The sequence below is a fragment of the Petrotoga halophila DSM 16923 genome (assembly GCF_002924615.1).
This window is the reverse complement of record NZ_JALY01000216.1, coordinates 1-3725: the sequence shown is the minus strand read 5'-3', so window position 1 is coordinate 3725 and position 3725 is coordinate 1. Positions and strand designations below refer to the sequence as shown.

The 3725-nt window shown below is 37.4% G+C and carries 3 protein-coding genes; all 3 read left to right on the top strand.

The features are described 5' to 3' along the window. The first annotated feature begins 228 nt into the window (after positions 1-228). Entirely contained in the window at positions 229-1815 is a 1587-nt protein-coding gene (locus tag AA81_RS10525; protein WP_103898959.1) for an ABC transporter ATP-binding protein, read from the top strand. 39 nt (positions 1816-1854) lie between these two features. Then, a complete protein-coding gene (locus tag AA81_RS10520) occupies positions 1855-2931 on the top strand; it encodes an ABC transporter permease (RefSeq protein WP_103898960.1) in 1077 nt (358 codons plus the stop codon). Then, on the top strand, positions 2928-3725 hold a 798-nt coding region (locus AA81_RS10515), incomplete at its 3' end, for an ABC transporter permease (protein ID WP_103898958.1). The genes AA81_RS10520 and AA81_RS10515, both read left to right, overlap by 4 nt.

The following is a 3725-nucleotide window of genomic DNA, read 5'->3' as shown; positions in this document are numbered from 1 at the left end:
AGAAATAAAGTAATTTTCAAAAAATAGATTTAGATTTTTAAAGGGTTACAGGGCGAAGCCCTCCCCCAAAATGTGGGTGGGCTGCAAGCCGAAGGGGTGCTAAAGCAGGACAAATGCAACTTACATCGATGATAGTATTTTTAAAAATTTTGAATTCTAGAAATTCTGTTTAAAGCCGGTTTTAGCATTTCTAAAGTAAGTATCTGAAAAATAGAAAGGAGGTTACAGATGGCTCAAACAGAAGACATCCAAGAAGAGTTAAATAAGTACGCAGTATACATGAAAGAGATAACTAAAGTATTTCCCAGGGTAGTTGCAAATGATAGAGTCACATTTAAAGTAAAAAAAGGAGAAATACATGCTTTAATTGGCGAAAATGGCGCTGGAAAAACCACTTTGATGAATCAACTTTATGGTTTATATCAACCTACAAGCGGTGAGATTTATATAAAAGGAAAAAAAGTTGATATCAAAGGCCCTTCTGATGCTATAGATAACGGTATAGGGATGGTCCATCAGCATTTTATGCTCGTTGAAAATTTATCAGTTGCAGAAAACGTTGTTTTAGGTAGTGAACCCAAAAGGGGCCTTACTTTCAATTTTAAAAAAGCCAAAAGTGACGTAAAGGAACTGTCTGAAAAGTATGGACTCAAGGTTGATGTAGAGGCAAAAATCGAAGATATTCCTGTAGGCATGCAGCAGAGAGTGGAGATAATTAAAACGCTTTATAGAGGCGCAGACATATTAATACTCGACGAACCTACTGCCGTCTTAACTCCCCAAGAAACCCAAGAGCTATTTGAAATACTAAGAAGTTTAAGAAAAGATGGTAAAACGATTATTTTCATAAGTCATAAATTGAAAGAAGTGTTAGAGATAAGTGACAATATCACCGTTATGAGACTTGGAAAGGTTACGGGTAACGTTAAGACTTCAGATACAAACGAAAAAGAATTGGCAAATATGATGGTGGGGAGAGAAGTAGTTCTAAGTATAGATCGGCAGAAAATAGAACCCGGAGAAGTACTTGTAAAAGTTGAAAACTTATGGGTAAAAGACAATAGAAAGTTAGATGCTGTAAGAGGCATTAATTTTGAAGTCAGAAAAAACCAGATTCTAGGGATCGCAGGAGTAGCAGGAAATGGACAGTCAGAACTTGCTGAAGCTTTAACTGGCCTTAGAAAAATAGAAAGTGGGAAGTACTATTTCCAAGGAAAAGATGTTACCAATTTATCTGTAAAAGAATTAAGGGAACTAGGCATAGCTCATATACCTGAAGACAGACAAAAAAGAGGTATGGTTCATGAATTCCCAAATTATTTTAATTTAGTGTTGGGATCTCATGATTCACAAAGGTTTTCAGAAAGAGGTTTTCTGAAATCAGATAATATAAGAGAATTTTCGAAAGATCTTACCACAAAATTCGATGTTAGACCGCCTGAAATTGATATATATACGGGAAATTTATCTGGCGGTAACCAACAAAAAGTGATCATCGCACGGGAAATTGGCACTTCACCTAAATTTATAGTAGTTTCACAACCTACACGAGGCTTAGACGTGGGCGCAATAGAATACGTTCACAAAGAATTGATACATTTGAGACAAGAAGGAGTGGCTATTTTACTAATATCTATGGAACTGGAAGAAATTTTGTCTTTATCTGATAGGATAATGGTTATGTATGAAGGAAAATCCATGGGAGATTTTGAAAATGGTCAATTATCGATAGAAGAAATCGGTCTAATGATGGCAGGAAAGAGTTTGGATGAAATAAAATTGATGGAAGAGGCTGGAGAAGTAAAAAGTCTATAAATAGGAGGCGCTAATAAAGTGACTTCTTCGTCAAAACTTATGAAATCAAGATGGATGTCTTTTCTAATACCTTTTTTAGCTGTTATAGTTTCACTTTTAATTGCAGCTATTATAATATTAGCGATAGGCCAGAATCCTTTAAAAGCCTATGGGGCTATGATTAAAGGTGCAATTGGTAGCAGGCTTTCCTGGGCTGACAATATAACAAAAATGACCAGCTTGTTACTTACGGGTTTAGCAGTAGGATTCGGATTTAGAGCAGGAGTTTTCAATATAGGTGCCGAAGGTCAAATGGCTATGGGAGGTATAATGGCGGTAGCGGTTGGACTGAACTTAGGCAATGTGCCTTCTGCTATTGCAATACCATTGACTATTGTTGCAGGTATGGCTGGGGGAGCTTTTTGGGCATCTATAGCCGGTTGGCTTAAAGCCCAAACCGGTGCGCACGAAGTTATAAGTACAATAATGTTGAACTGGATAGCTTATCATATTACGAATTATCTGGTAGCCGGGCCTTTTGCGGTAGGTGCTGGTGTTCCAAAATCCCCTGAAATTGCACAAAGTGCTCAACTTCCTCCACTATTAACAGTCCAAGCATCCACCATTCCCTCTAGTATTTTAATAGCCATCGTTGCCGCTATTGTTATTTATATAATACTAGAGAAAACAACAACAGGATACGAAGTTAAAGCTGTTGGATTCAATCCATATGCAGCAGAATATGGAGGAATATCGATAAGTAAAAATATCGTACTTACAATGGCTATTTCAGGAGCTTTGGCTGGTTTGGCCGGCGCTTTAGAAGTTATGTCTGTCCATCACAGAATTTTTGGAGCATTCACAAGCGATAGAGGTTTTGATGGAATTACTATTGCCTTGATTGGTCAAAACAATCCTATAGGGATTATTTTTGCAGCTTTTCTCATCTCCTCGCTAAGATCTGGTTCAAATGCAATGCAAACTATAGGAGTACCAGATGACATTATTGTAGTAATTCAAGGTATAATAATATACTTTGTCGCAGCGGATAGAATAATAAGAACTTGGATTATAAAGGCTTCTCAGCTTGGAAAGAAAAAATCCCCTAAAACACTTCAAGGTGGTGAAGAAGAATGAATTGGTTTGAAGCTATTTTTACTGCTTTTGCTTCACCTTTATTTTATAAATTGACGATTCTTTCTGCACTACCTTTAATTTTTGCAGGAATTGGAGGAGTTTACAGTGAAATAACCGGGGTAACAAATATCGCTTTGGAAGGTATAATGAAATTAGGTGCCTTCATTGGAGTGGCTGTTACTTTTCTTACTGGAAACCCTTGGATTGGATTGATTTTAGGTATGGTTGGAGGTTTAATTTTGGCCTTTTTTCATGCCTATGTTTCAATAGAATGGTCGGCAAACCAAATTGTTTCCGCTACAGCTTTGATTCTGATTGCCCAAGGTTTCACTGGTTTTTTAATGAAACCTATTTTTGGACAAGAAGGGCAAACAGATTTTGTTGCTAAAATCCCAACGGTAAAAATAGAGGCAATTCAAAACATTCCTTTCATTGGAGAAATTTTTGGAGAAATCAGTTCGTTCTTCTACATTGCAATAGTAGTCGTCATCGGATCTTGGTTTTTACTTTACAAGACTCCTTTAGGTTTAAGAATGCGTTCTGTAGGTGAAAATCCAAGGGCTGCTGATACGCTAGGTGTAAACGTAAAAGCGATAAGATACTTTGGAGTTTTAATGAGTGGAGTACTTGCTGCATTAGGAGGGATGTATCTAGCCTTAGGTGATATAGGGCAGTTTCAAGAACAGATGCCCGCCGGAAAGGGTTTCATTGCCTTGGCAGCTATGATATTAGGCAATTGGAATCCTATTGGTACAATGTGGGCAGCTTTGCTTTTCGGAGCTGCAGAAGCTATG

Excerpts from the sequence above, each read along its gene's own strand:
- AA81_RS10525 (WP_103898959.1), top strand. The coding sequence starts at position 229 with ATGGCTCAAACAGAAGACATCCAAGAAGAGTTAAATAAGTACGCAGTA.
- AA81_RS10520 (WP_103898960.1), top strand. The coding sequence starts at position 1,855 with ATGAAATCAAGATGGATGTCTTTTCTAATACCTTTTTTAGCTGTTATA.